Source organism: Roseicella aerolata, assembly GCF_020523605.1.
Taxonomy (GTDB): domain Bacteria; phylum Pseudomonadota; class Alphaproteobacteria; order Acetobacterales; family Acetobacteraceae; genus Paracraurococcus; species Paracraurococcus aerolatus.
Genome location: NZ_JAJAQI010000185.1, coordinates 1 through 635 on the forward strand (window position 1 = coordinate 1; position 635 = coordinate 635).

Here is a 635-nt window from a genome sequence, read left to right on the forward strand (position 1 = left end):
CTGCTCGGCGGCAAGTACGGGGAGATGTCGACGCTCGGCAACTACCTGTTCCAGAGCTTCAACTTCCGCAGCAAGACCAAGCTTGCCTCCTTCTACAGCCTGGTCGCCTGCATCACTGCCGAGGAGCTCGGCCATGTCGAGCTGGTGAGCAACGGCGTCGCCATGCTGAACAACGGCCCGGACAGCAAGGGCGACGACACCGGCAATGGCGGCGACATCACCGGCGCGCCGATGGAGATGATGAAGGACATCCGGCTGGCCGCCGGATTCTACTCGCATGGCGGCGGCGCCGTGCCGGTGGACAGCAACGGCCTGTCCTGGAACAAGGATTTCGTGACGACGACGGGCAATGTCGTCTTCGACCTGCTGCACAATTTCCACCTGGAATGCGGCGCGCGGCTGCACAAGCTGCGGGTCTATGAGAGCCTGTCCGACCCCACGGGCCGCGAGGTCTGCGGCTACCTCCTGGTGCGCGGCTCGGTCCATGCGCATGCCTATGCGCTGGCGCTGAAGAAGCTGACGGGCGTGGAGATCGAGAAGATGCTTCCCACCCCGAACATCCCGCTGGGCAACATCCCCGAGGCGCAGAAATACCTCGCCGAGGGTTCGCACCGCCGGCTCTATACCTTCAGCCC

1 protein-coding gene is annotated in these 635 nt (G+C 64.4%); it reads left to right on the forward strand.

The annotated features are described in order from the left end of the window. Positions 1–635: manganese catalase family protein (locus LHA35_RS28475; protein WP_226615284.1), on the forward strand; the 635-nt coding region annotated here is incomplete at both ends.